The 21,185-nt window shown below is 72.3% G+C and carries 13 protein-coding genes; 7 read left to right on the forward strand and 6 right to left on the reverse strand.

What is annotated here, in order from left to right; genetic code table 11:
• The first annotated feature begins 181 nt into the window (after positions 1-181).
• Positions 182-1,849 (forward strand): cytochrome c oxidase subunit I, encoded by a 1,668-nt coding sequence (gene ctaD / locus ACFWBN_RS26740; RefSeq protein ID WP_385179850.1) that lies wholly within the window; start codon positions 182-184, stop codon positions 1,847-1,849.
• The gene (locus ACFWBN_RS26745; protein ID WP_385179853.1) at positions 1,846-2,235 is read left to right on the forward strand and encodes a cytochrome c oxidase subunit 4; all 390 of its coding nucleotides are present in this window, start codon (positions 1,846-1,848) and stop codon (positions 2,233-2,235) included. Before ctaD ends, ACFWBN_RS26745 begins: the two co-directional genes overlap by 4 nt.
• Before the next feature lie 77 nt (positions 2,236-2,312).
• Here ACFWBN_RS26745 and ACFWBN_RS26750 read toward each other — a convergent pair whose 3' ends face one another.
• Positions 2,313-4,004, reverse strand: a complete 1,692-nt coding sequence (locus tag ACFWBN_RS26750) for a cytochrome bc complex cytochrome b subunit (RefSeq protein ID WP_385179855.1) — start codon at positions 4,002-4,004, stop codon at positions 2,313-2,315.
• Positions 4,005-4,181: 177 nt separating this feature from the next.
• Positions 4,182-5,282 (reverse strand): hypothetical protein, encoded by a 1,101-nt coding sequence (locus tag ACFWBN_RS26755; protein WP_385179858.1) that lies wholly within the window; start codon positions 5,280-5,282, stop codon positions 4,182-4,184.
• Between the two features lie 205 nt (positions 5,283-5,487).
• Between ACFWBN_RS26755 and ACFWBN_RS26760 the strand changes: the two genes are divergently transcribed.
• On the forward strand, positions 5,488-6,933 hold the full coding sequence (locus ACFWBN_RS26760; RefSeq protein WP_385179861.1) for a glyceraldehyde-3-phosphate dehydrogenase: 1,446 nt from the start codon (positions 5,488-5,490) through the stop codon (positions 6,931-6,933).
• Between the two features lie 86 nt (positions 6,934-7,019).
• On the opposite strand, the gene ACFWBN_RS26765 is transcribed toward ACFWBN_RS26760, so the two are convergent.
• Positions 7,020-10,517 carry an Ig-like domain-containing protein gene (locus tag ACFWBN_RS26765; RefSeq protein ID WP_385179864.1) on the reverse strand — a complete coding sequence of 1,166 codons (3,498 nt, stop codon included), beginning with the start codon at positions 10,515-10,517 and terminating at the stop codon, positions 7,020-7,022.
• Positions 10,518-10,840: 323 nt separating this feature from the next.
• Positions 10,841-11,905: a DUF2235 domain-containing protein gene (locus ACFWBN_RS26770; RefSeq protein WP_385179867.1), complete on the reverse strand. Its 1,065-nt coding sequence runs from the start codon at positions 11,903-11,905 to the stop codon at positions 10,841-10,843.
• An 89-nt stretch (positions 11,906-11,994) separates the two neighbouring features.
• Here ACFWBN_RS26770 and ACFWBN_RS26775 point away from each other — a divergent pair, with 89 nt between their 5' ends.
• From ACFWBN_RS26775 to ACFWBN_RS26790, 4 genes are read left to right on the forward strand one after another with little or no spacing between them, the layout of a single operon-like run.
• Positions 11,995-13,173 carry a caspase family protein gene (locus tag ACFWBN_RS26775; RefSeq protein ID WP_385179870.1) on the forward strand — a complete coding sequence of 393 codons (1,179 nt, stop codon included), beginning with the start codon at positions 11,995-11,997 and terminating at the stop codon, positions 13,171-13,173.
• Positions 13,170-14,459, forward strand: a complete 1,290-nt coding sequence (locus ACFWBN_RS26780; protein WP_385179872.1) for a hypothetical protein — start codon at positions 13,170-13,172, stop codon at positions 14,457-14,459. Before ACFWBN_RS26775 ends, ACFWBN_RS26780 begins: the two co-directional genes overlap by 4 nt.
• On the forward strand, positions 14,459-15,499 hold the full coding sequence (locus ACFWBN_RS26785; RefSeq protein ID WP_385179875.1) for a ComEC/Rec2 family competence protein: 1,041 nt from the start codon (positions 14,459-14,461) through the stop codon (positions 15,497-15,499). Before ACFWBN_RS26780 ends, ACFWBN_RS26785 begins: the two co-directional genes overlap by 1 nt.
• Before the next feature lie 55 nt (positions 15,500-15,554).
• Positions 15,555-17,657: an FUSC family protein gene (locus tag ACFWBN_RS26790; protein WP_385179878.1), complete on the forward strand. Its 2,103-nt coding sequence runs from the start codon at positions 15,555-15,557 to the stop codon at positions 17,655-17,657.
• 6 nt (positions 17,658-17,663) lie between these two features.
• Here the strand turns inward: ACFWBN_RS26790 and ACFWBN_RS26795 are convergent, their stop codons facing one another.
• A complete protein-coding gene (locus ACFWBN_RS26795) occupies positions 17,664-18,617 on the reverse strand; it encodes an FAD binding domain-containing protein (RefSeq protein WP_385179880.1) in 954 nt (317 codons plus the stop codon).
• A complete protein-coding gene (locus ACFWBN_RS26800) occupies positions 18,614-21,178 on the reverse strand; it encodes a molybdopterin-dependent oxidoreductase (RefSeq protein WP_385179883.1) in 2,565 nt (854 codons plus the stop codon). The genes ACFWBN_RS26795 and ACFWBN_RS26800 overlap by 4 nt, the downstream gene beginning before the upstream one ends.
• Between the last annotated feature and the right edge of the window lie 7 nt (positions 21,179-21,185).

Below are 21,185 nucleotides of genomic sequence, written 5' to 3' on the forward strand. Positions count from 1 at the left end.
TCCCGCAAGCGCTCAGGTGATTGTTTTGATCGATCGCTCCATTCACCCGCGCGCCCGCCGGGACCGGCCGGAACGGGCGGGGAAGGAGGCCGTTCGGGTGGCACCCGGATCCGATGCCGAGGCGCGAGCGCCGTGGCTCCGCGCAGCCCCGTAGTTTCGCTGCGGAACTCTTGGAGGCCCCATGGTGTCCGTCGACAAGGCCGGCGAAGCATCGCGCGCGGTGGTCCACGACCCCGTCACCGACCGGCGCGTGGCGTCCGGCTCCACCGTGCTGCGGATCCTGTCGACCACCGATCACAAAGTGATCGGCAACATGTACCTCGCCACCGCCTTCGCGTTCTTCCTCTTCGCGGGCGTACTGGCCCTGCTGATGCGCGCCGAGCTCGCCCGGCCCGGCCTCCAGATCTTCTCCAACGAGCAGTACAACCAGCTCTTCACGGTGCACGGCACGATCATGATGCTGCTCTTCGCCACCCCGACCTTCACGGGCTTCGCCAACGCGGTGATGCCCTTGCAGATCGGCGCACCGGATGTGGCGTTCCCCCGCCTGAACGCCTTCACCTACTGGGTCTACCTGTTCGGCGGCCTGATGGTGGTCAGCGGCTTCCTGACGGCGAACGGCTCCGCCGCATTCGGCTGGTTCGCCTACGCCCCGCTCAACGGCGCCGTCTACTCGCCCGGGGTGGGCGCGGACCTGTGGGTCATGGGCCTGGCCGTCTCGGGGCTGAGCACCATCCTGGGCTCGGTCAACTTCATCACCACGATCGTCTGCCTGCGCGCGCCCGGCATGACCCTCTTCAGAATGCCGATCTTCACCTGGAACGTGCTGTTCACCTCGATCCTGGCGCTGCTCGCCTTCCCCGTCCTCACCGCGGCACTGCTCGTTCTGGAGGCGGACCGGAAGTTCGGGGCCCACGTCTTCGACGCGGCGAACGGCGGGGCGCTGCTGTGGCAGCACCTGTTCTGGTTCTTCGGCCACCCGGAGGTGTACATCGTCGCGCTGCCGTTCTTCGGGATCGTCAGCGAGATCCTGCCGGTCTTCAGCCGCAAACCGATCTTCGGATACGTGGCCCTGGTCGGCGCGACGATGGCCATCACGGGCCTGTCCGCCACCGTGTGGGCCCATCACATGTTCGCCACCGGCGCCGTGCTGCTGCCGTTCTTCTCCCTCCTGTCCTTCCTCATCGCCGTCCCGACCGGGGTGAAGTTCTTCAACTGGATCGGGACGATGTGGAACGGCTCCCTGTCCTTCGAGACGCCGATGCTGTGGTGCATCGGCTTCCTGGTGACCTTCCTGCTGGGCGGGCTCACGGGTGTCCTGATCGCCTCGCCGCCCATGGACTTCCACCTCACCGACAGCTACTTCATCGTGGCGCACCTGCACTACGTGCTCTTCGGCACCATCGTCTTCGCCACCTTCGCGGGGTTCTACTTCTGGTGGCCGAAGCTCACCGGGAAGCTCCTCGACGAACGCCTCGGGAAGATCCACTTCTGGACCCTGTTCACCGGCTTCCAGCTCACCTTCCTCGTCCACCACTGGCTCGGCGAGCAGGGGATGCCCCGCCGGTACGCCGACTATCTGGCCGCGGACGGCTTCACCCTCCTCAACACCCTGTCCACCATCGGCTCCTTCCTCCTCGGCCTGTCCACGCTGCCCTTCCTGTACAACGTGGCGCGGACCGTCCGGTACGGCACGCCCGTGGGCGTCGACGACCCCTGGGGCTGGGGCCGTTCGCTCGAATGGGCCACGAGCTGCCCGCCCCCTCGGCACAACTTCGACGCCCTGCCGCGCATCCGGTCGGATTCGCCGGCCTTCGACCTGCACCACCCGGAGGTGAAGTCGCCATGAGGGCCGAGGCGTGGCTGTTCAGCGGGGTCGCCGTCTTCTTCGCGGTCACCGGCGGCGTCTACCTGCGGTACTCGAGCGATCCGGCCGGCATCGCCGCCCTCGCGGTGTCGTTCCTGATGTCGGCGCTCATCGCCGCGTTCCTGTGGCGGCAGTTCCACCGTGACGGCTACCGGCCCGAGGACCGCAAGGGCGCACGGGTGGCGGAGGCCGGGGGCCGGCGGTTCTCCTTCCCCGCCCGGAGCTACGCCCCCGTGACCGCGGCCGTCGGGACGGCCCTGATCGGCCTGGGCGTGGTGCAGGGGCTGTGGCTGGCCCTCATCGGCTTCGGCGTGCTCGTCCCGGGCATCTTCGGGTTCGTCTTCCGGACCGGCGACGAGTTCTCCTGACGGCGGACGGACGGACGGACGGGCGGACGGACGGGCGGGCGGGCGGACGGACAGGCGGACCCGGGCGGCCGACCCGGTCAGTCCCCGGTCCCGGGCTGCCCGTCCTCCCCGTCCTCCCCGGTCCGCCGCGGAGCCGCCAGGATCTCGGCGACCCGCTCGCGGTGCGTCTGCGTCATCGGCGGCACCAGCCGGTCCCGGTAGTACCACCGGCTCAGCGCCACCCGCAGCCGCCCGGCCGCGTGCCGCACCCCGCGAGCCCGGGCGGCGGGCTCCGCCCCGACCGGCTCCGGACGCACGGGCTCCGGGACCGCGTGCACGAGCAGTACGTGCCGCTGCGCGCCGTTCAGCGGCCGGTGCGACGGGCGGAAGCCGCCCTCGACCGTCTGCCGCACCTCGTCGGTCTCCACCCCGTGCTCCAGCAGCTCGATGTCCCCGCGTTGCAGGGCCAGGCAGACGCGCCGGGTGAGCCAGAAGGCGCCGAGGGGCACGAGGACCAGCGCGCACCGCAGGATCCACGTGAGGGCCTGGACGCTGATCTCGGAGATGAAGGCGAGCAGGTCCTGCGCGCCCGCCAGGAGCAGTACCGCGTAACCGGCGAGCACCGCCACACCGAGCGCCGTACGGACCGGCCGGTGCCGCGGCCGGTCGCACAGGTGCTGCTCCCCCTTGTCCGGACTGATCCAGCGCTCGAAGAAGGGGTAGGCGTACAGGCCCGTGAACAGCACACCGGGCAGTACGACACCGGGCACGAGCGGGTTCCACATCAGCGTGTGGCCCCACAGCCGGGTCTCGACCCCGGGCATCAGCCGCAGCGCCCCCTCCAGGAAGCCGACGTACCAGTCGGGCTGCGCTCCCGTGGAGACCACGTCCGTGCGGTAGGGCCCGTACGCCCAGACCGGGTTGATCTGCGCCAGCGCCCCGAGCACGCCGAGCACTCCGGCGACCATGAAGAACAGGCCGGCCGACTTGGCCGCGTACTGCGCGAAGAACGGCTTGCCGACCGCGTTGCGGCCGGCCCGTCCCGGGCCGGGCCACTGGGTGTGCTTCAGGTGGACGACCAGCAGCAGGTGGAGCGTCACCAGTCCGAGCAGCAGCCCCGGGACGAGGAGGATGTGCACCGGGTACAGCCGGGACACGATGTCCTCGCCCGGGTACTCGCCGCCGAAGGCGAAGAAGCTCAGATAGGTGCCGACCACGGGCAGCGACAGCATGATCCCCTGCGCCGTGCGCAGCCCGGTCCCCGACAGCAGGTCGTCGGGGAGCGAATAGCCCGCGAAGCCCTCGATCAGGGCGAGCAGGAACATCGTCAGCCCGACCATCCAGTTGATCTCGCGCGGCCGGCGGAAGGCCCCGGTGAAGAAGATCCGCAGCAGGTGCACCCCGATGGCGCCCACGAACACGAGCGCCGCCCAGTGGTGCATCTGGCGCAGCAGCAGACCGCCCCGGACGTCGAAGCTGATCCGCAGCGTGCTGGCGTAGGCCTCCGAGACCCACAGGCCGCGCACCGGTCCGTACGAGCCCCGGTAGAGCACGTCACCCATCGACGGCTGGAAGAAGAAGGCCAGCCAGGTGCCCGTCAGCAGCAGCACGATCAGGCTGTAGAGCGCGATCTCCCCGAGCAGGAAGGACCAGTGGTCCGGGAACGCCTTCCTGACGCCGCCCCGCGCCATCTCCCCGAGCGGCAGCCGGGCGTCGAGCGCGACGGCCGCGCGGCGCACCCGGTCCGCCGTGCGCGAGGTCTCCTTCGCCGTGTCCTTCGCCGGTGGCACCTCTGCACGCCTTCCCGCCGCGGGTCGCCGGCTCTCCCGGGTACGGGGCCCACGAGCATCCGGCCTGTGCGACCGAGCATGCCGCGCGCGGCGGCCGCCGCCGGGTAGGCGCGCAGCGGGGGAGCGGCAGCCCCACCGGCGTGGAGCCGCGGGGCAGGGCGCCGGCTCCCGCCGAGGTCATTCGGGGACGGTGTAGCGCAGGAGCACGGCGACGCCGTCCTCCAGGGGCAGTACGTCCTCGGGTACGGCGATCAGTTCGGCCTGGGTGCCGGCCGCCGCCCGGATCAGGGCGGCCCCGGGGGCGGGCTCCTCCCAGTAGTAGTTCAGGCCGAAGGCGCTCAGGTCCTCGCCGGACAGGGCCAGCTGGGTGGGCGCCGCGCCGACCCACAGGTGCCGGGACATCCGCACCGGCCGGTTCAGGATCAGCGTCCGGGCCTGCCCGCGCTGGAAGGCGGCGACCGTGGCGGCGAGCCCCTCGACGTACTCCGGGTGCCGGGCGTGCTGGCCGAGGTAGGCGTCGAGCTGGTGCCTGTCGTGGTCGGAGAGCCTGCCCTCGAACAGGAGGCCGAGCTCCTCCTCCATGAGGGCCCGGCCGGGCTCCGGCCGCCGGTAGCGGCCGTCCTTGAGCTTGACGAAGTTGCCGAGCAGCTTCTTCGGCGCCGACCGCACCAGGCTGTTCACGGACCACGGGTCGCCGGCCAGCACGACCAGCTCGATGCCGGCGGCGCTCACGGCGGCCACCAGCTCGGCGAGCAGCCGCTCCGCCTCCTCGGGCCAGCCGTCCACCGGTATCCGGCGGTGGACGTGGGCGCCCGGGGCGACCCGGCTCATCGGCCAGCGGCCGGTCTCGAAGTCGAGCTGGAGCTCCTCCTCGCCGCCGGCGGCCTCGGCGAGGTGCACCCGGCGGATGGCGACGGCCGCGTACGGAATGTCCGGGCCGCGCTGGAGGGCGAGCGGCAGGGCGTCGGGCAGCATCCCGTAGCGGGCGCTGTCGCGGTCCGGCGGATCGGGGAGCCGCTCCGCCAGGACGAGGCTCCCGTGGGCGGCGAAGAGCGCCCGGCCGTGTCGTCCGGCCACCTCGCGGTCGGTGCCGACCGCGGCGTCGAGCGCTCCGACGGTGGCCTCGTCGGCCTCGTGCGCGAGCAGGGTCCGGCGCAGCTTGTGCCAGCGCAGGTCGATGGCGCGGTCGGGATCGTCCTGGTCCCGGGAGGTGTCCAGGCAGACCGAGGCGACGGGGCCGGGATGGGCGTAGAGCGGGCCCAGGAACTGCAGTTTCACGGCGTCCTCCCGGGGGCGGGCCGGGACCTCTCGCTGACCCCCTGCCCGCTCCGGACCGGCCGAACCACGGACGGATCCGAGGGGCCGCTCCGGTCCGCGAGCGCTGGCGGCGTACGGAGGTCGCCGGGCATCCTGCCCCCCGCTGGAGGGGCCAGAGAGGCGGCGGGTTAGCATATGAGCACCGCCTAGCTCGAAAGATAAACCTGTGACTGTCAACGAGGACTCGTTCACCAGCTGGAAAAACCGCGAGGAGATCGCGGAGTCGATGATCCCCATCATCGGGAAGCTGCACAGGGAGCGGGACGTCACGGTCCTCCTCCACAGCCGTTCCCTGGTGAACAAGTCGGTGGTCAGCCTCCTCAAGACCCACCGATTCGCCCGGCAGATCGACGGTGAGGAGCTCTCGGTCACCGAGACGCTGCCGTTCCTGCAGGCGCTCACCACGCTCGATCTCGGCCCGTCCCAGATCGACATCGGCATGCTCGCCGCGACGTACAAGACCGACGACCGCGGCCTCTCGGTGGAGGAGTTCACCGCCCTCGCCGTCGCCGGCGCCACCGGTGCCAACAAGATCGAGTGCCGCGACGGGCGCGACGTCGTCCTCTACGGCTTCGGCCGCATCGGCCGCCTCGTCGCCCGCCTCCTGATCGAGAAGGCCGGCTCCGGCAACGGCCTGCGGCTGCGCGCCATCGTCGTCCGCGGCGGCGGCGAGCAGGACCTCGTCAAGCGCGCCTCGCTGCTGCGCCGCGACTCGATCCACGGCCAGTTCCAGGGCACGATCACCGTCGACGAGGCGTCCAGCACGATCCTCGCCAACGGCAACGCGATCAAGGTGATCTACGCCAACGACCCGTCCGAGGTCGACTACACGGCGTACGGCATCAAGGACGCCATCCTCATCGACAACACGGGCAAGTGGCGCGACCGCGAGGGCCTCTCCAAGCACCTGCGCCCCGGCATCGACAAGGTCGTCCTGACCGCGCCCGGCAAGGGCGACGTCCCGAACATCGTGCACGGCGTCAACCACGACACGATCAAGCCGGACGAGCAGATCCTCTCCTGCGCGTCCTGCACCACCAACGCGATCGTCCCGCCGCTGAAGGCGATGGCGGACGAGTACGGCGTGCTGCGCGGCCACGTGGAGACCGTCCACTCGTTCACCAACGACCAGAACCTGCTGGACAACTACCACAAGGCCGACCGCCGCGGCCGCTCGGCGCCGCTCAACATGGTGATCACCGAGACCGGTGCCGCCTCGGCCGTCGCCAAGGCGCTGCCCGAGCTCAAGGCGCCGATCACCGGCAGCTCGATCCGCGTCCCCGTCCCGGACGTCTCGATCGCGATCCTCAGCCTGCGCCTCGGGCGCGAGACCACGCGCGAGGAGGTCCTCGACTACCTCCGCAACGTGTCGCTGCACTCGCCGCTGAAGCGCCAGATCGACTTCACCACCGCGCCCGACGCCGTCTCCATGGACTTCGTCGGCTCGCGCCACTCCTCGATCGTCGACGCCGGCGCCACCAAGGTCGACGGCGACAACGCGATCCTGTACCTCTGGTACGACAACGAGTTCGGCTACTCCTGCCAGGTCATCCGCGTCGTCCAGCACGTCTCCGGGGTGGAGTACCCGACCTTCCCCGTGCCGGCGGTCTGATCCCCGCGCACTGACGACACGCACAGCGCCGCGCCCCGCCCCGGATCACCGGGGCGGGGCGCGGCGCTTCGTCGCACTACGGGCCGCTACCTCCTGGGCCCGGCCGCGGTCCCGGTCTTCGCCGGGGCCTTGGTCTTGGTCTTCTTGGCCTTGGCCTTGGGGTGATCGCCCTTGCCGTGGTCCTTCCCGTGGTCCTGGCCCTCTTCACCGTTGTCGAGCGTGGTGCCCTCGATGTCGGTGAAGTCGATGCGCGTCTTGGCCTGGGTCGTCTTCGGGTACTTGACGAAGACGGAACCCTTGCCCGTCTTCTCGCCGTACTCCTCGAACAGCACCGCCCACGGCGAGCCGCCGCGCACGATCAGCTCGTCGCCCTTGGCCGGATGGACCATGGACGGGGGACCCCCGTCCACCCACAGCTGGGCGCTGACCGTGTCCAGGACGGTGAGGTCCACCGTGTCCTGGCCACCGCGTGAGAGGACACCGATCCGCTCGGTCTCCCCGGTGGCGATCCGCAGGCCGAGCAGCGGCGACAGCGCCGGGTCCGGGAACCGCAGCATCGGCAGCGCCTCGACCCGGAGCGTGGTGAACAGGTCCACGGTGCCGCGGATCCTGTCCTGGCGCGTGGTGCCCACGATGGTGACCTCGTCGTCGCCGCCGTCGGGGCTGACCAGCACGTCGCCCACCACGTGGGAGAAGTTCAGCACCTGGGCGGAGTTCGACCGGGTCAGGCGTCCGCTGTCCGCGCCGGTCGGGGTGAAGGTCAGCTGCTCGTCGGCCGTCCCGCCCTGCACGCTCGCGCCGTGGCCGTTCGCGTCGAGGTTCACCACGGGGATACCGCGGATTCCGACGAAACCGCCCGGGATGCCGGGGTAGCCCGTGACCGTCTCCTGGCCCACGTGGACGAGGAGGTCCGCGGTCGCGCCCGTGAGGGTGAGCGAGTGCTGGGCGATGGTCACCGCGAGGGAGGGCGAGGCCGGGCTCACATTGCCGGCGAGGTCCTCCAGCAGCACGGCGAAGTCGTACGTCCCGTCGTCGAGCGCCGAGCTGGTCACCTCGTACTCGCCGCCCGAGGTGACGGTGTCCTTTCCGACCACGGCCGGGCCGGCGGCTCCCGCCGGGTCGGCGGTCAGCCGCACCAGCGCGTTGGGCTCGACCTGCGCACCCTGGAAGGCGGGCTTGGGGATGGTCGTGATGTTGTCGATGTCGTTGCCGCCGGTGTCGCTCGACGACACCAGGTCCGGAGCGGCTGCGCGGGCCGGCGCCGTCGTGTCGAGCGTGATCAGCAGCCGGTGCGCGCTCTCCGCACCCGCACCGACGACGTGCAGCACGTCGGCGAGCCCCGGGTCGTCGGACGGGTCGACGATCACCACCTCGGCGGTGATGTGGTTCTCCCCCTCCACCAGCACGGGGTCGAGGACGATCCGGTACAGCCCCGGCTTGGTGACCGGATTCACCGGCTGGGCGAAGCCGACGCGCTCCCCGTCCCGCTTGACCGCCACCTTGAAGCCCGGGGCGTCGTCCGCGAGCGTGGCCGTGGCGTTCTGCGGCGACAGCTGGATGCCGGCGGCCCGCAGCTCCGCGTCGTCGACCCGGAGGAAGAGTTCCGGTCCGGCGACCCTGGTGACGTCGTCGGTGTCGGAGCGGCCCGAGTCGGACTCGCGCTTGAGGTCGAGGCCGAAGGGTTCGGGCGCGGCCCGGTTGACGACGGTGAGGTCGTAGGTGGCCTGCGGCGGGTCGGTGGGCGAGGCGTCGCCCGGGCTGGTCGGGTCGGCGATGCCGGCGTCGCTGATCGCGACGAAGTACGGCTCGTCCTTGACGACCGGGATCGCGAGCCGGCTCGTCGAACTGCCCGGCCTGGTCGTGGCGGTGGTCCCGGTGGCGACCTTGTTGCCGAACTTGTCGTACGCGCGCACCTGGAGCCCGGAGATCACCTCGTTGAAGGCGATCTCGGCCTGCAGGTGCCCGGTGTGGCGCGGCTCGATCCGGAAGAAGTCGACGTCGGTCGCGCTGTGCAGGGTCAGCCGCGGCTTGGTGACCCTGTTGTTCGCGCCGATCGCGGCGGCGACGGCGGTGTCGATCGACTCGTTCGGTTCGAAGGCGTCGGGGAAGGCCCCGAGCAGCGAGAACGTGTCGTAGTAGGTGCTCTGCGCCCCCTGGGCCGGGGTCGTGGGGGTCGGCGGGGTGGCGTTGCCGGTCCAGCTCGCGTAGCCGATCCCGTCGACCGCCCACACGCCGTTGTACTCGCCGATGCGCAGGGTCTGCTGCGGGGACGCCGTCACGGTGCCGCAGTTCGGGTTGTTCCCGAAACGGCACCGGGCGTTGAGGTCGGGGTCGAAGGGGGCGTCACTGATCCGGAAGTCCTGCGCCCAGGTCGCGCCGCCGTCCCGGCTCGCCGTCCCGTAGAGGTCGAGCAGGAAGTTGTTGCCCGCGTTCCGCGCGCCGCCGCGGGTGTCGTACCAGTGGGCGACGAGGGTGCCGTCCTGGTCGATGTGCGCGGTGGGCATCACGGCGAGGGTCTGCCCCGGCCCGTGGTCGACGCGGGTGGGCGCGGCGAAGGTGGCGCCGTTGTCCGTGGAGCGGGCGATGCGGACGTCGCCGTCGTCGCCGTTCCCGAAGTTGTCGTTGGGGTCGTCGTTGGCGACGACGTAGACGTTCCCGGGCCGGCCCGGGTCGGGCAGCACCCAGGGCTGCATCGAGCCCTGGAGCCAGAAGTCGGTCCCCGGGATGTCACCGGCGCCGTCCTGCACGTTGCAGGTGACGGTCGCCTGTCCCGCCGCGAACGCCGTGGTCCGCTGCTGGACGGTGCCGCCGGCGAAGTCGGCCCCGCCGGAGCCGTCGCGCAGGACCTGCACGGTGCCCTGGTTGGCCGCTCCGTCGGTGCCCTCGTTGCAGATGTTGGCGTGGTAGGCGATGTAGAGGTCGCCGTTCGCGCCGACGGCGGCGTGGGAGGGCCAGGGGTTTCCGTCCGCGGCCACGGAAAGGACGCTCGGTGTCGACCAGTTCACGCCGCCGTTCACGGAGCGGGAGTACTGGATCTCCCACGACGGTGCGCCGAGGTGCGTCCAGACGACGTAGAGGTTGTCCCGGTAGGGGCTGGTGGGGTTGGCGTCGGCCACCAGCCAGGGCTTGTCGTGGTTGTTCGGGCTGTTCCCGCTCACCTGGACGGGGGTGTAGGTCTGGTTCCCCGTCGTCGTGAGGTCGTTGATCCGGGCGACGCCCACCCCGAAGCGGTTGGCGGTGGTGTTGAAGCTCGACGAGAGGTGGGTGACGAACAGGCGGCCCTGCGAGTCGAAGGCGAGGGTCGGGTCGCCGAAGCACGGGACCGTCGTCGTTCGCGTGATCGGGAAGGCGTCCTTGCCGAAGTTGTTGTCGATGCGGACCGTGCATCCCCGCATGACGGCGACCTGTGAGGGTCTGCGGGGGTTGGCCACGGCGTTGTGCGGTTCGAAGCCGGTGTTGTCGACGACCCGGTCATCGCCCGCCCAGGCGGGTGTCGCCGCCTGGACGAACACAAGTGACTGCAGTACGAGGAGAATACTGCCGACGATGGTGAGGGCGCGCTGGTGAATTCGGTGGTTCAGCATGCACCCCCCTCTCGGATTCCGCTCATCCCTCTCCTTCTGGCCCGGCCGCCCGCAGGTGCACCCTGACGGCCTGCTCATCTCGCGAGAGGACTGTGGCAGCGCGCCACCCCTTCACCCGGGGAACCCATGACCGAATCACGGGAATTCATCAGGATTCCCGCCAGAACCACCCGTCCGGAGGACCGCTGCGCAGGGACACCGTCCGCGCGGCCGCCGCACGCGCGAACGCCGAGGTCGATCACGACCTCGGCGTGGAACACCGCCCCCGCCCCTGTGTGCCGGAACTGCCGGAACGTCTCTGCGCGGCCCGGGCCCGACCCCGGTCAGCCCGCGCTCGGGTGCGGGGTCAGCCAGTCCTTGTCCGCCCAGACCACCCCGGCCGGGATCCGCTGCCCGTACCCGGCGTCGTCCTCGATGCGCAGCCGTACGCTCTCGTGCACCCGGGCGCCGTCGGGGACGCGGCGGCGCCGGTAGGTGAGCAGGGCCCAGACGGCGCCCATCCGGTGGACCGCGCCGAGCGCGTGAGCGGGGCCGAGCGCGAGGTGGTCCGCGTACGCCCCGTCCTTGAGCAGCAGCCCGGAGTCGAGGGCGCCGTCCACGATCCACTTGAGGGCGACGGAGGGCAGCCTCGGATCGTCCTCGAAGGTGCCGCCGACGTCGGAGTGGACCCCGGCGAACCAGACCTCCTCGATCACCGGGCCCGGTGCCCCCGGTTCCTCCGGCGGCACCACGAGGTACTCCTCGTACGGCCGGCGCTTCTCGTCGATGGAGACGGCGTGGCGGACCCGGGCGACGTTGGGGATCCGCCGGGTGAAGAGCCACCGCAGGTTCCAGCGCAGCAAACCGGCGGCCTTCACCGAGTCCCACACCCCCATGAAGTGGACCGGGATGCCGGTCCGTTCGTCGACCTTCCTGCTGAACGCACCCGCGAACCGGTGCAGTTGGTCCCAGTCGTCATCACTGAAGTCCCGGTTCTTCGCGTAGGCGGCGATGGCGTACGGGACGAGGTTCTCCGAGCCGGGGCGGAGCAGGCCGACCGCCTTGAGCAGCCCCGCGAGGGCGCGGGCGGTGTACGCGCCCCGGCTGAAGCCGAAGAGGAGGATCCGGTCGCCCGGTTCGTAATGGTGCATCAGATACGTGTAGGCCTCGGCGAGGTTCGCCTTGAGCCCCGAGCCGAAGGCCAGCCCGAACAGCTTGGAGAGCTTGCGGGACGGGAGCGACCAGGCGCCGGCGGCGGAGAAGGTGCCGACGCCGGGGTCGTAGTAGGCGATCTGCGCGGTGGGGTCGCGGAGGTCGAGCATCTCGTAGAGCTTGACGACGTTGGTGTTGCCGCGGGCCTTGAGCTGATTGCCCGTCCCGTCCAGGCACACCACGATGTTCTTACCCATCACGGTCTCCGAGGGACAGTTGCCGCATTCATTCCTATAATAGGAGCAAAGCCTCCCACCGGCCTGCCGGTGCGTCATGCGGAGGTCCCATGGCCGGTTTCACGGTGCACCTCGACGAGAACGCGGGGCCCGCGTCCACGCACGCGCTCGTCATCGGGGTCGGGGCGTATTCCCATCTGAGCGGAGGCCCGTCCGAGACGGACCACCCGGGTGCCGTGGGGATGCGACAGCTGACCTCACCCCCCATCTCGGCGCGCGCGTTCGCGGCCTGGATGATCGACGGGTACCACGACAAGGGCAGACCGCTGGGGAGTCTGGCACTCCTGCTGAGCGAGGCGGATCCCAGCCGCTTCGTCCACCCGCAGACCGGATTCGAGAGTGACGTGGCGACGGCGACCATCGACAACATCGTGGCCGCCGTCCTTGAGTGGAAGGACCGGGGCGACCACGACGAGGCACGGCTGGTCTTCTACTTCTCCGGCCACGGAGTCTCCCTCGGGGTCGACACGTCGCTGCTGGCGGCGGACATGTTCGCGGACCGGAACAGCCCGCTGAAAGGCGCACTGCACTTCGAGGCGCTGAAGATGGGACTCAGCACCTGCCGGGCGGCCCAGCAGGTCTTCTTCGTCGATGCCTGCCGCGCCGGTTCCGACAAGTTCAGGAAGCTGGTGAGCGGGGCGGTCCTCGGGCAGGTCCCGATCGACGGGAACGAAAGACCCGACGGGTTCGTGCCGCGCGAGCACGCCACCATCTTCGCGACCCTGCACGGCGAGGAAGCCTTCGCCCGCGCGGGGCGGGTCAGCCTGTTCACCGACGCGTTGCTGCGGAGCTTCGAAGGCGCCGGGAGCCTGAACACCCAGGACCGCGTGTGGCAGGTGACCACCGACACCTTGAAGCACGCGATCACCCGCTTCATGAAGGAGCCTTCGTTCAAGGGCTCCCTCACGACAGCGGGGACGCCGGCCAGCCCCGAGTCGCACGACTTCGACTTCCATGAGCTGAGGGGGGACCCGATCGTCCCGGTGTACATCGGCTGCAGGCCCCCGGAGGACAATGCCCGTGCCGAATTCAGCTGCCGGCACCCCGAGCAGGTGCCGCAGCGGCGCCCGCCGCCCGCCCCCGGGGACGAACCCGACGTCCGCGAGTGGGCCCTGTTCCTGCCGTTCGGCCAGTACGAGGTCGAGGCCGACCTCGGGCCCGGAGACCTGCGCAGAGGGGCATTCGACGCCCGCCCGCCCTTCTTCCGTGTCGGATTGGCCAAGCCGTGAACACCACGCTCGCCGTCAGGCTCCTCATCTCCTCCACGGGGGAGTCCACCGACTCGGTGATCGTCGGTGACATCCTCTCGGCCGACCTCACGGGCGACAGCCTGCGCGACATCCTGATTCCCTGCGGGAGTGCGCCCAGCCCCAGGACGTATCCGGTGGTGCCCGGCCGCTACCTCGTATCGGCGACCCTGCCCTCCGGGCTGGTGCTGACGGAGAACGCCCTGGCGGAGGAGGGCAAGGAGACTGCGGTGGACTTCGTGATGACGGACTCGCCCTACGAGACGCACTCCTGGCAGTACCTCATGGGCAACATCGAGCCGGGCGCGGTCTACCACAGCCCGGCCGAGGCCCCGCTCGCCGAGTCCGTCGCCTCGCGGTCCATGGTCGCCCCCGCCGCAGCGCCGGACGATGCCGCCCCCGAGGCCCCCGTGGACCTGACTGCGCTCGCCACCTGGATCGGCGACGCCACGCCCGCGAACTGCGCCTTCGCGTCGATGCTGGCCCTGGGGGACGGCCCACCGGAGGCCCCGGTCGCCGAGAAGCTGGCCGCCCCGGGCAAGCCCCGTGTCCTTTCGGCGCCCGACGTGCCCGGGGACGCGGTCACGCCGCTCTACCGCTTCGGCCCCGACGGGCCCGTCGGGGCCCCCGACGAGCCCCCCGGCGCCCGGCAGTTCCTGGTCATCGAGGCCGCCGGATCCGTACGGCTGGTCACGCTCCCGTTGCCCTGGGGCACCAGCGAGGTCGAGGTCCTGGTCAACCTGCGGCAGAGCCCGACCGGCAGTGCCGTCTCCGTGGCCGTCCGCGATCCGGAAGTCGGCGCGGGGCTCGCGTACATGGCCCAGGGCGCCTTGGACATGGCCGCCCGGCTCTTCACCGACGTCGGGTCGATGCTCCACTCCAAGTTCCAGAACCCGCTCGCGGCGGCAGCCGGCGCCTACGTCCTCATCGGCACCGATCACACGCAGGGCGAGACGTACTGGGACCCGTGGCTGGAGACGCTGGCCGACTCCTTCCCCTGGATTCCCGACGGGGCGATCCTGCGGTCGGTGCGGCTGCTGCGCCGCGCCTCGCCGGACCGGGAAGGGGCCCGCAAGGGGCTGATCGAGGCCTTCGACCGCGGCATCCCCTTCTACACCCTCGGGCTGGTCTGGCTCGTCGAGGGGCTCTCCGCCTTCCCCGACGATCCGGAGTGCGTGGAACGCCTCGACCAGGCACGCCGGCTGTCCTGGCTGGCCGACATGCGCGAGCCGTTCCTGATCCTCGACCTGCGGCAAGGGAGTGAGTGATGATCCGGCTCAGGATGCTGCCCGCGGAGGACGGCGACTGCCTCCTCCTCGAATACGGCGACGACGACTTCGTCCGGCGGATCCTCTTCGACGGCGGACGGCACGGCACCTACGAGCGGATCAAGCCGGTGCTCGCCGAACTGGACGGGCTGGTCGACGTACTGGTGGTGACCCACGTCGACCAGGACCACATCCTCGGCGTACTGGCGCTGCTCGAAGACCCCGACCGGACGGTGGAGTTCGGGGACGTGTGGTTCAACGGCTTCCACCACCTCCAGGACAGCGAGGCCTTCGGCCCAGTGGAGGGGGAGAAGCTCACCACCGCGCTCATCACCCAACAGTTGCCCTGGAATGAGGCCTTCGATGGGCGAAGCATCGAAGTCGGCCGTCCGCTCACCTGGTTCGACGACGGATCGACGATGGAGGTGCTCGCACCGGACCGCCCGCTGCTGGAGTCACTGATCCCCACCTGGAAGACGAAGTGCGAGCAGGCCGGGCTGATCCCGGGCGTGGACCCCATGGAGAGGGAGCTCGCACCCGGCATCGAGCACTTCGGCGCGATCGACGTCGACGGGCTGGCCGCCACGCCGTTCAAGCGGGACGGCTCCCCGACGAACCCGACCAGCATCGGCCTGCTGTTCGAGTTCGAGGGCACCCGGATCGTCTTCACCGGGGACGCGGACGACCCCCGCCTGGTGGCCTCGATCCGCCCGCGCGCCGAAGCCGAGGGCGGACGGCTGCGGATCGACGCCCTGAAGGTCGCCCACCACGGCAGCTCCAAGAACATCTCGAACAACCTCCTCGGCCTCCTCGACTGCGGCCGCTACCTCATCTCCACCAACGGAAAGATCCACGGCCATCCGGACGACGTGGCCATCGCCCGGATCCTCAAGAACGGCGGGGCGGACAAGGACCTCGTCTTCAACTACCGGGAGCGGGCGGCGAACTGGGACCTCGGCAGCCTGAAGCAGGAGTTCGGCTACCGCGTGCTGGCCCCCGCACCGGCCGACGAGGACGGCTTTGTCACCGTCGAGTTCTGACCGCCGGCCCGGACGCCGGATCCCCGCGGCCTACCTGGCCACGGGGCGCCGCGCGGTGCGGGTGACGCTCGTCGCCTCGGCCGGCTTCTACCTGTTCCTCTACGGATTCGACTCGACCGTCGGCGCGACGTACGCGCTGTTCGGCACCGTGGCCCTGGCCGGGCTCTCGCGGATCCCCGGCACGGGACCGCAGCGGGCCACCCTGGTGCTGCGCCTGATTCCGGCGTGCTGGCTGCTGGTCGTGATCGGCACGTACCTGTCCGTCCGGACCTGGAGCGCGGTGGCCGGCATGCTCGTCGTCGGCTTCGTGCTGGCCTTCGCCGCCGTGGGCGGACCGCGACCGGCCGGAGCCGGACCGGGGCTGCAACTGCTGTACATCCTGCCCTCCTTCCCGCCGTACGATCCGGACTCCCTCGGCGAGCGGCTGATCGGCACGACCGTCGGACTCGTCCTGCTCGTCCTGGCCGAGCGCTACGTGTTCCCCGAACCGCCGACGACCCCCTACCGGGAGCTGGCCGCGCGCGCCGCGGAGACCGCCGGGCGCTGCGCACGGGAGCTGACCGGGCCGCCGTACGCACCCTCGGGCGCCGTGCTCGGGGCGGCGCGCGAGGCGAGTACGAGCCTGCGGCTCCCGATGGTGCCGGAGGCCGACCGCCCGGCGGGGCCCGGCGTGCGCGAGCGGGCGCTGGCGCACACGGGCCTGGCCGCACGGACCCTGCTGAGCCGGCTGGTGCGGCTCCCCGGTGCGCCCGGGGGCGGCGGACCGGACATCCTGCGCGGGGTGGAGCGGCTCGCGGAGCGGACCGCCGAAGGCCTGCGACGGCGGGCCACGGAGCCCGGGGAGGCGTACGAGGGCCTGGTCGCGGCCCGCGCGCAGCTGGCCGGGATGTCCGCGGAACCCGCCGCTCCCGCGGTTTTGCGCCACCACGCGGCGGTCCTGGAGGTGGCGGACGCCGCCCTGGCGATGGCGACGGCCGCCGACATCGCCGTACGGGGCCGGGCCGCGGCGGGGGACGTCGAGCCGGGGCGGTTCTGGTACGCGCGGATGCGGGCGCCGCAGTTGTGGTGGCACCGGATCGAGGGGCACGCGGGACAGCGGTCGGTGTTCTTCCAGAACGCGGTGCGGATCAGCCTCGCCCTGACGGCGGCCCGGCTGGTCGCCGGGCTGGACACGCTGCCGCACGGGTTCTGGGCGATGCTGGCGACCCTGACGATCACGCGCACCACCGCGGTCGAGACCTGGAGCACGGTCCGGGTGGCGCTGGCGGGCACCTTCCTGGGCGCGCTGTTCACAGCGGTAATGCTGACCCTGGCGGGCAACGACACCGCGGTGTACGCGGCCGTGCTGCCGGTGTGGATGCTCTTCGCCTTCACGGTCGGGCCGGTCAGGGGGGTGGGGTGGGCGCAGGGGCTGTTCACGGTGCTGGTGGCGCTGGTGTTCGTCCAGTTGGCGCCGGCGACCTGGAAGCTGGCCGAGCTCCGCCTGCTGGACGTGCTGATCGGCAGCACGATCGGCGCCGTGTTCGGAATCCTGGCCTGGCCCCGGGGAGCCCACGACGAGATGGGACGCGCGGCGGCGGGGCTGCTGCGCAGGGCGGCGGAGATCGTGGTCGCGACGAGCACCGCGATGGCGGCCGGCGGGGTACGGGAGCAGTCCGCCGGCAACCCGGGCCAGCGGTCGCTCCGGCACGCGCTGGTCATGGCCGAGTCGGCGTACGCGCAGTTCCAGAGCGAGCCGACCCGCTCCGGGGACGGGGACAGGGCACCGCCGGACAGCGCCGGGCAGCGCCACGGGGCCGACTGGCAGTCGGTCCTGATGGTGGGTCACCACACGCTGTGGGGCTCGGACCGGCTGCTGGCGGCGCCCCCGCCGGTGCCGGGGGAGCCGGGTCGGGTCGTCGTACCTCCCCTGGGCGCAGAGGCGGCCGCGGCGGTGACCCGGCTCGGGGACCGGGTGGCCGGGCGGATGCTGCTGGTGTCGGCGCGGCTGGACCCGGGCGGGGACACCCCGGCGGCGCCGGTTCCGCTGCGGGACCCGGAGTTCGACGGATTCGCGGCGGAACCGGAGGGCGCGCGGCGGCCGTACTACGCGACGGTCTCGTGGCTGGACGCGCTGATGACCGACCTGGAGCGGATCACGGCCGCGGACACCCGCTAGGGGGTGTCAGGCCGGCCCGACGGCCCGTTCCAGGACTTCGAGGACGGTGTCGCGGAACAGGCCGGCCTTGTAGCCGGTCTGCGGCAGGGGACGGCAGCGGTCGAGCACGGTCGCGGCCGCCTCGGCGAGGACCTCGGAGGTGGCCTTGCGGCCGGTCAGGGCCGCCTCCACCTCCGGCAGGCGCAGCGGGACGCGCGCCACCCCGCCCGCCGCCACGGCGACGCGGGTGACGGTGGTGCCGTCGAGCACGACCCGGGCAGTGGCCTCGACGAGGGGCCATTCGGCGTGGGACCGGCTGGTGGCCCGGTGGTAGGCGGCGCGTTCACCGGGCAGGGCGGCGGGCAGCCGGACCGCGGTGAGGACGCGGTGCGGCGGCAGCAGGTGGTCGGCCCGGTGGAGCAGATCGCCGTCCCCGTACAAGTCGGCGACGCTGCGAGGGGATTCGCCGTGGATCTCGGCCTCGGCGTCGTAGACGAGCAGGGCCATGGCCAGGGTGGACGGGTGCGGGGTGACGCACGGGCCGGCTCCGCTGACCACGCCGAAGTGGTGGTCGCCCGCGCGCGCGGGACAGTCGTCGCCGCCCTTCTGGAAGCAGCCGACGTGCGGATTGCGGTAGTACCAACAGCGGTTGCGCTGCAGCAGGTTGCCGCCCAGGGTGCCCGCGGCGCGGATCTGCGGGGTGGCCGCCGCCCCGGCCGAGAGCGCCAGGGCCGGCCAGCCGGCGCGCACCTGCGGGTCGGAGGCCAGCACGGCGAGCGAGGTCAGCGCGCCGATCCGCAGCCGGCCGCCGGGCAGGGGGCTGCTGCCGCGCAGGTGGGCGGCCCCGTCCAGGTCGGTGAACGGCCCCGGGGAGATGCCGCTGCGCTGCCGGGCGGTGGTGTCGGTGCCACCGGCGCGCAGCTCCCCGCCGCGGGCCAGGACGGCGGCCGACAGGTCGGTGAGGGCGGGCTCGGTGCTCAACGGCGCAGTCCTTCCAGGAGCCGGTCGGGGCGGATGGGCATGTCGTACGGGCGCCAGCCGGTCGCGTCGTGGACCGCGTTGGCCAGGCACGCCGCGGTGGGCAGCGTCGCGACCTCGCCGAGGCCGACACCGCCGCCGGGCACGTGCTCGAAGCCCTCCTGGTGGAAGTGGACGGTGATCTCGGGGGTGTCGCCGATGCCGGGGACCCGGTAGTCCTCCAGGTTCTCCGTCAGCACCCGCCCGGTGGCCGGGTCGGTGCGCCGCTCCTCGAACAGCGCGTAGCCGACACCCTGGACGACGGCGCCCTCGCACTGGCTGCGGGCCAGCCGGTCCTCGTGGATGCGGCCCGCGGAGACGCCGCTCCACACGCGCAGCGGCCGGATCCGGCCCAGCCGCGTGTCCACCTCGACCTCGGCGACCTGCACCGATCCCGTGAAGCCGCGGCCGATGGCGATGCCGCCCAGGGTGAAGGGGGTGACGTAGCCCCGGCGGTCGCGGGGGCGCCGGCCGGTCACCCGTACGCCGTGCGCCGCGTCCAGCCGGGCGGCGACGTCACCGCCGCCGAGCGCGTCCCGCAGCCGGGCGGCGGCGTCCGCCGCGGCGGGCACGAGGGAGGGCGTGGTGCGGCTGCCGCCGGAGGTGGGACCGTGGACGGCATCGCTGTGGCCGACCTCGGCGCGCACCCGCCCCTCCGGCACGCCGAGCCCGTCCGCGACGGCCCGGCGCAGCACGGTCCGCGAGCCCGTGCCCATGTCCTGCACGGCGCAGCGGGCGACGACGATCCCGTCCTCGACGGTGAGCTCGACCTCGGTGACGGGATCGAGGAAGTACATCCAGTTGGCCGCCGCGACGCCGACGCCGCGCCGGAACCGCCCGGTGCCGCCGCGGGGGCCCGACCAGACCGGAAGCGCGGCCGCCCAGTCGTACAGGGCGTGCCGCTTGGAGTTGCCGTCCCAGCGGCGGCGCAGCGCGATCGGGTCCTCGCCGAGCCGGTGCGCCATCTCGTCGACGGCCTGCTCCAGGGCCCAGCACATCGTGGGTCCCCCCGGGCCCCGGAAGGGGGCGCCCGGAGGCCGGTGGGTGACCGTGTCGAAGTCGCGGAGCCGGCGCGGGGCCTTGCCGTACATGAAGCGGGCCAGGGCCGCCACGGAGCCGCCCACCGAGACCCCGCCGTCGCTGTCCGCGTCCATGGCCAGCGCACTCAGCTCGCCGGCCGCGTCCGCGACCATCGCCAGCCGGATCCGGGTGCCCGGCCGGTATCCGCCGTCGGTGAGCTCCTCGTCCCGGGACAGCACCACCCGCACCGGCCTGCCGTGCAGCCGGGCCAGCTCCACCGCGGCGACGACATCGGAGGTCAGCCCCATCTTGCAGCCGAAACCGCCGCCCACGTGGACGGCCCTCGCCACCACCCGTTCCACGGGCACGCCGAACCGCTCGGCGGCCAGCTCGGCCACGCGCTTCACCGACTGCGTGGACACCTCCAGGTGGAGGGCGCCGTCGACCCAGTGGGCCAGGCAGGCGTGCGGTTCGAGCGGGGTATGGGTCTGCGCGGCGGTGGTGAACACGCCCTCGACCACCCGCTCGGGGTTGCGGACGCGGGCCTCGGTGATGCGGCGCACGGCCGTGGCGGGGCGCTTGCTCATGGCGGACGGGCCCCGCAGGTTGCCGCGCCAGCGGGCGGGCAGCAGCTGGGGTGTCTCGCCGGACCCCGGTGCCCGCTTGCGCGCCGCCTTGTCCTCGTAGACCACCGGGCCCTCCCCGGACCGGGCCTGCCGCGCGTCGAGGGCCGCCGGCAGCACCTCGTAGTCCACCCTGACCTGCTCCGCGGCCGCCCGTGCGGCGGCCAGGTCCGGCGCCGCGACCGCGGCCACCGGCTGCCCGACGTACCGCACCACGCCGTCGGGAGGCAGCAGCGGCACCAGCGGGAGGTCTCCGGCCTCCAGGGAGCGTACGACCGCGTGCGCGTGCGGAGAGCGGATGATCACGCCCTCCAGCAGCCCCTCGGGCCGCAGGTCCGTGGTGTACCGGGCGGAGCCGTCGGCCTTCTCCGGGGCCTCGGTGCGCGGGACCGGCGGTGCGTCCGAACCGGTCGGCGCCCCGTCGTAGTCGCCCGCGCAGGCCGCGGCCACCGCGCTGAAGATCCGCTCGTACGCGCCGCAGCGGCACAGGTGGCCCGCCAGCGCGTCCGCGATCTGCTCCCGCCCCGGCGGTGTGCGGCCGTGCGCGGCCCGCCACCGCTCGAAGAACGCCGCCGCCTCGACGACGAACCCCGGCGTGCAGTAGCCGCACTGCAGGGCGTCCTCGCCGGCGAAGGCACGCGCCACCGGGTGTCCGGCCAGGCCCTCCACGGTGGTCACCCGCCGTCCGCCCAGCACGACCGCGGGCGTCAGGCACGACACCCGGGGTTCACCGTCGACCTGGATGGTGCAGGCCCCGCACACCCCGCCCGAGCAGACCAGCTTGGTGCCGGTCAGACCCAGCCGGTCGCGCACCACCTCCACGGCGGCGGGGTCGTCGTCCACGTCCACCGTGCGCTGCGCGCCATTGACCTCGAAGTCCACGCGACGT

The sequence above is a fragment of the Streptomyces sp. NPDC059989 genome, from assembly GCF_042736975.1.
Classification (GTDB): domain Bacteria; phylum Actinomycetota; class Actinomycetes; order Streptomycetales; family Streptomycetaceae; genus Streptomyces.